Source organism: Shimia marina (genome assembly GCF_001458175.1).
Classification (GTDB): domain Bacteria; phylum Pseudomonadota; class Alphaproteobacteria; order Rhodobacterales; family Rhodobacteraceae; genus Shimia; species Shimia marina.
The window spans coordinates 20,868-25,420 of sequence record NZ_CYPW01000035.1 but is presented as its reverse complement, the minus strand read 5'-3'; the positions used below and the strand labels follow the sequence as shown (position 1 = coordinate 25,420).

Here is a 4,553-nt window from a genome sequence, read left to right as displayed (position 1 = left end):
CCCTTCGGGGCCGGGCGCGATCCTTTTGTTAGGCATATTTTGCAAGAGCATCCGCGAACACATCCGCGTCCACATTCCCGCCGGTGCAGACCGCCACCACAGCCTCGCCTTCGATTTGATCGCCATGAAACAGCGCGGCGGCCAAGGCGACTGCGCCGCCCGGTTCCACCACTATTTTCAAACGTTTGAAGGCCAGTGCCATGGCGTGCAGAGCCTCCTCCTCGGTGACCACAAGGCCGGGGCCGCAGAGGCGGGACATGATTGGAAAGGTGATCTCGCCCGGAGCGGGGGTGATGATGGCATCACAGAGGCTGCCGGAGATGCGGGTGTTGGTCACTATCGTGCCCGACGCTAGCGATCGCGCCACATCGTCAAATGCTTCCGGTTCAGCAGTGCGCACGCGCATCTCTCGGGCTTCGGCCTCCAGCGCCAGCGCGATGCCGGAGGTCAGCCCGCCGCCACCGCAACAGACCAGCACATCCCCAGAGGTCACACCCATCTCAGCAGCCTGTGCGGCAATTTCCAGCCCCACGGTGCCCTGACCGGCGATCACTTCGGGCTCATCATAGGGGCGGATCAGGGTCAGGCCGCGCTCTTGGGCAAGGGTGCCGCCCACCTCTTCGCGGTTTTCGCCTCCGGCGCGATCATAGAGCACCACCTCCGCTCCCAGCGCACGGGTGTTGTCAATTTTCAGCTGCGGGGCGTCTTGGGGCATGACAATCACCGCAGGGGCGTCGTGTTTTGCAGCCGCCAGTGCAACGCCCTGCGCGTGGTTGCCGGAGGAATAGGCGAGGACGCCGCGCGCGCGGGTGGCTGCGTCAAGTGCAGAGACTGCCGCCCAGCCGCCCCGGAATTTAAAAGAGCCTGTGTGTTGCAAACACTCTGGTTTCACGAGCAGGTGGCGGCCTGCGATCTCATCCAGAAAGGGAGAGGTGAGAAGCGGCGTGCGCCGCGCGTGGCCCTCAAGGCGGTGCGCGGCGGCGCGGATCATATCAATATTCATGACGGGTCCTGCGGTGGGAGGGTGGCGATCCAGTCTGTCAGGACCGCCAGAGACTCGGGTTCATCGAGGAAAGGCACATGGGCGCGGTCCGCCACCTCTGCGGCAAACATCGGCGCGCGGGCCTGCATGTGCTCAAAGGTGTCTCGGCTGAGAATATCGCTGTTGATGCCGCGCAGCGCGGCCAGAGGGCGACCGGCCAGTTTATCAAACTGTGGCCACATATCAGAAGCTGGCGCGCGCGGATCAAATTCGGCCAGAACCGCGTTGCGCAGTTTGGGATCGTAGTTGATATCAAGGCCGGTGTCTGTGGGCACAAAGTGATGCGCGGCTTCTTCGGCCCAGCGGCTGGCGGGCACATTGGCAAACCCCGGCAGGCGGCTGGCCAGCGCCTCGGCGGCCTCGGCACGGGTTTTCCAAAACGGTTTCCGCCCGATGAAAACAAGGATCACTTCGAGACCAGCGGTTTCTATCACCGGGCCAATATCGTTAAAACAAACCCCCGTGAGCCGCTCAGGCGCAATCTCTGCCAGTGTCAGCGCGATCAGACCACCGCGAGAGGTGCCCAGAATGGCGGTTTTTGCGAGCCCAAGGTGATCCATCAGCTCCAGCGCGTCCTGCGCTTCGCGGGGGAGCGTGTAGGTGCTGTGATCGGCCCAGTCGGACTGGCCGCGTCCGCGATAATCCATGCGAATGACGCGCGCGTCTTTCAGATGCGGAAGCACATAGTCAAAATCCGTGGCGTTGCGGGTCAGGCCCGAGAGGCAGAGCACAGCGGGGCCCGGCCCGCCGGTATCATCGTAATACAGGGACAGACCATCGGAGGTGGTGAAATGGGGCATTATACACTCGCTAAATCAGGGATACTTGTGAGGTCAGAAAGAATATGGGTCGGGGTCCATGGCATGCGATCCACCGGCTCACCCGCGCGGTTGACCCAGGCGGTGGTGAAACCATAGCCCGTGGCACAGGCGGCATCCCAGCCATTGGAGGACACAAAGAGCACTTCGTCCTTGGCACAGTTGAACCGCTGCCCCACCAGATCATAGACCTGTGCGGCGGGTTTGAAGATCTGGACATCTTCCACGCTGAGCACATCATCGAGCAGAGCCTGCACCTCGGCACTTTCCACCGCGCCCTTCAGCATATCGGGGGAGCCATTTGACAGAATGGCGGTGTTCATACCGCTGGCTTTGAGTTGTGCCAGCATGGCGGGCACCTCGGGGTAGGCGGCCAACTCCCAATAAAGCGCCAGCAGACGTGCGCGCAGCTCTGCATCTTCGTGCAGCCCTGCGGCCTCCAAAGCCCAGTCCAGACCGTTTTGGGTGACTTCCCAGAAATCGGTATGGGCATTCGCCACAGCGCGCAGCCAGGTGTATTGCAACTGTTTGAGCCGCCAGTCGTTGGCAACCTTCTGCCAATGCTGGCCAAAGGCCTCTCGCCCCGGTTCTGACGCGGCCTGACGGGCGGCGGCGGCCACATCAAACAGGGTTCCATAAGCGTCGAAAATACAGGTGGTGATGGCCATGCGTTTCTCCCGGTTTCTGTGCAGACTGGCAGGTTTAGTTTTGGTGGGAAACCCCTGTTTGCCAATGCACACCAAGGTCTATAGGGTGGCGCGCTCAAGCCGGCCTGCGAGGTCGGGCCATGCTGACAGATGGGACATTTCATGACCGCAGCAAAATCGGGCGATACCGTCCGTATCCATTACACCGGCACGTTGAGCGATGGTTCGGTTTTTGACAGCTCTGAGGGGCGTGATCCGCTGGAATTCACCCTCGGGTCCGGTCAGGTGATCCCGGGGTTTGACAACGCGGTGGACGGCATGAGCGTGGGTGACAAGAAAGTGGCCGAAATCCCTGCCGATCAGGCCTATGGCCCGCGTCATGAAGAGGCCATTCAGGATGTGCCGCGCGAACAGATCCCGGCGGAAATCCCGCTGGAAATTGGGCTGCAGCTGCAGATGCAATCTCCGACGGGTCAGGTGGTGCCAGTGACGGTGGTGGAGATCACCGATGAGATCGTCAAGCTGGATGCCAACCACATGCTGGCGGGCAAGGATCTGACTTTTGCCATTGAGCTCGTGTCGATCAACTGATCCCACGCGCGTTGTATTCTGAAAGCCCGCCCGTAGTTTGGCGGGCTTTTCTTTTGCGTCAGTCCCGTTAGCTTGGTCCGAAAGGAGGGGCCGCGATGGATCTGCTGTCACATCTGGGGTTGAAATATCCGCTGTTGCAGGCGCCGATGGCGGGGGTGTCCACGCCGGAGATGGCCGCCGCTGTGAGCAATGCGGGCGGGCTTGGGGCGCTGGGCCTTGGGGCCGCTGGTGTGGACGGCGCGCGCCGAATGCTGCGCGCTACCCGTGCGCTGACGGATCGGGTGATCAATGCCAATGTCTTCTGCCATGCGCCCGCGATGCGGGATGCGGATGTGGAGGCGGACTGGCTCACGGCCTTGGCACCGCAGTTTGCGCGCTTTGGTGCCAAACCGCCGGAGGCGCTGCATGAGATTTACCGCAGCTTTGCGGTGGATCGCGCCATGTGTGACATGCTGATCGAAGAGGCCCCCGGTGTGGTGAGCCTGCATTTTGGCCTGCCAGACCCGCGTTGGATAGGCGCGCTGCAGGCCGCAGGCAATCTGGTGTTTGCCAGTGCCACCAGCCTGGCGGAGGCGCGGGCCTGCGTGGCTGCGGGCGTGGATGCGATTGTGGCGCAGGGCATTGAGGCTGGTGGGCATCGCGGGGTCTTTGAACCGGATGCGGAGGACGCCTGTCTGCCGGTGCTGACATTGGTGCATCAGATTACCGCGGCCTGTGACCTGCCGGTGATTGCCGCAGGTGGGCTGATGGAGGGGCGGGATGTGGCGCGTGCATTGGCCGCGGGGGCGGTGGCGGCGCAGCTGGGTACGGCCTTTCTGGACTGCCCCGAATCTGCGGCCGATGCGGGCTATCGCGCGGCGTTGCGGGATGTGGAGCTTGGGCCGCCTGTGCTGACAAAGGCCATCTCAGGGCGTGCCGCACGCGCGGTGCCCAATGCCTTTGTCACCCTCGGGCAGGGCCTCAGCCAGCAGGTGCCGGATTACCCTGTGACTTATGATGCGGGAAAAGCGCTGAATGCGGCGGCCAAAGCGGCCGGGGACAGCGGGTTTGGTGCACATTGGGCCGGCAGCGGGCTGCGCCGCCTGCGCCAAGGTTCCGCCGCAGAGATTTTACAGCAGATTGCCGAGGAGCTGATGCAGGCGCAGCGCTGAGCGGGCCGCGCACGCCTGCTTCATTTGGCTAAAAATATCCTGGGGGAGTCACAGCCTGCTGTGACGGGGGCAAAGCCCCCATCAAAGCCGTCCTGCAAAGCCTTCCTGCAAAGACCGGGATCAGCCTTTGTATTTGGACAAGAGCATGGAGCCGTTGGTGCCGCCAAAGCCGAAGCTGTTGGTCATCACCGTGTCCAGACCGGCGTTTTCCACCAGCGTTGTGGCGATTTCATCGGAATTGATCGCCGGATCGAGCGTGTCCACATTGATCGAAGGCGTGATGAAATCGCCGTCCAGCATCAGC

General features: G+C 62.5%; 5 protein-coding genes and 1 pseudogene. 2 read left to right on the top strand and 4 right to left on the bottom strand.

All coding sequences use genetic code 11. From position 1 onward, the window contains the following. Positions 1 to 28 precede the first annotated feature (28 nt). Genes SHM7688_RS17485 through SHM7688_RS17475 form a run of 3 tightly spaced genes read right to left on the bottom strand, consistent with a single transcriptional unit; the run spans position 29 to position 2,528 of the window. The gene (locus SHM7688_RS17485; protein WP_058241246.1) at positions 29 to 1,003 is read right to left on the bottom strand and encodes a threonine ammonia-lyase; all 975 of its coding nucleotides are present in this window, start codon (positions 1,001 to 1,003) and stop codon (positions 29 to 31) included. Further along, the gene (locus SHM7688_RS17480; RefSeq protein ID WP_058241245.1) at positions 1,000 to 1,842 is read right to left on the bottom strand and encodes an alpha/beta fold hydrolase; all 843 of its coding nucleotides are present in this window, start codon (positions 1,840 to 1,842) and stop codon (positions 1,000 to 1,002) included. The genes SHM7688_RS17485 and SHM7688_RS17480 overlap by 4 nt, the downstream gene beginning before the upstream one ends. After that, on the bottom strand, positions 1,842 to 2,528 hold the full coding sequence (locus SHM7688_RS17475; protein WP_058241244.1) for a haloacid dehalogenase type II: 687 nt from the start codon (positions 2,526 to 2,528) through the stop codon (positions 1,842 to 1,844). The genes SHM7688_RS17480 and SHM7688_RS17475 overlap by 1 nt, the downstream gene beginning before the upstream one ends. A gap of 141 nt (positions 2,529 to 2,669) precedes the next feature. Between SHM7688_RS17475 and SHM7688_RS17470 the strand changes: the two genes are divergently transcribed. Both SHM7688_RS17470 and SHM7688_RS17465 read left to right on the top strand, forming a co-directional pair. Then, entirely contained in the window at positions 2,670 to 3,098 is a 429-nt protein-coding gene (locus SHM7688_RS17470) for an FKBP-type peptidyl-prolyl cis-trans isomerase (RefSeq protein WP_058241264.1), read from the top strand. 95 nt (positions 3,099 to 3,193) lie between these two features. Next, a complete protein-coding gene (locus tag SHM7688_RS17465; RefSeq protein ID WP_058241243.1) occupies positions 3,194 to 4,249 on the top strand; it encodes an NAD(P)H-dependent flavin oxidoreductase in 1,056 nt (351 codons plus the stop codon). Between the two features lie 120 nt (positions 4,250 to 4,369). On the opposite strand, the pseudogene SHM7688_RS17460 reads toward SHM7688_RS17465, so the two are convergent. Then, positions 4,370 to 4,553: pseudogene (locus SHM7688_RS17460) on the bottom strand (beta-ketoacyl-ACP synthase I); the annotation flags it as partial.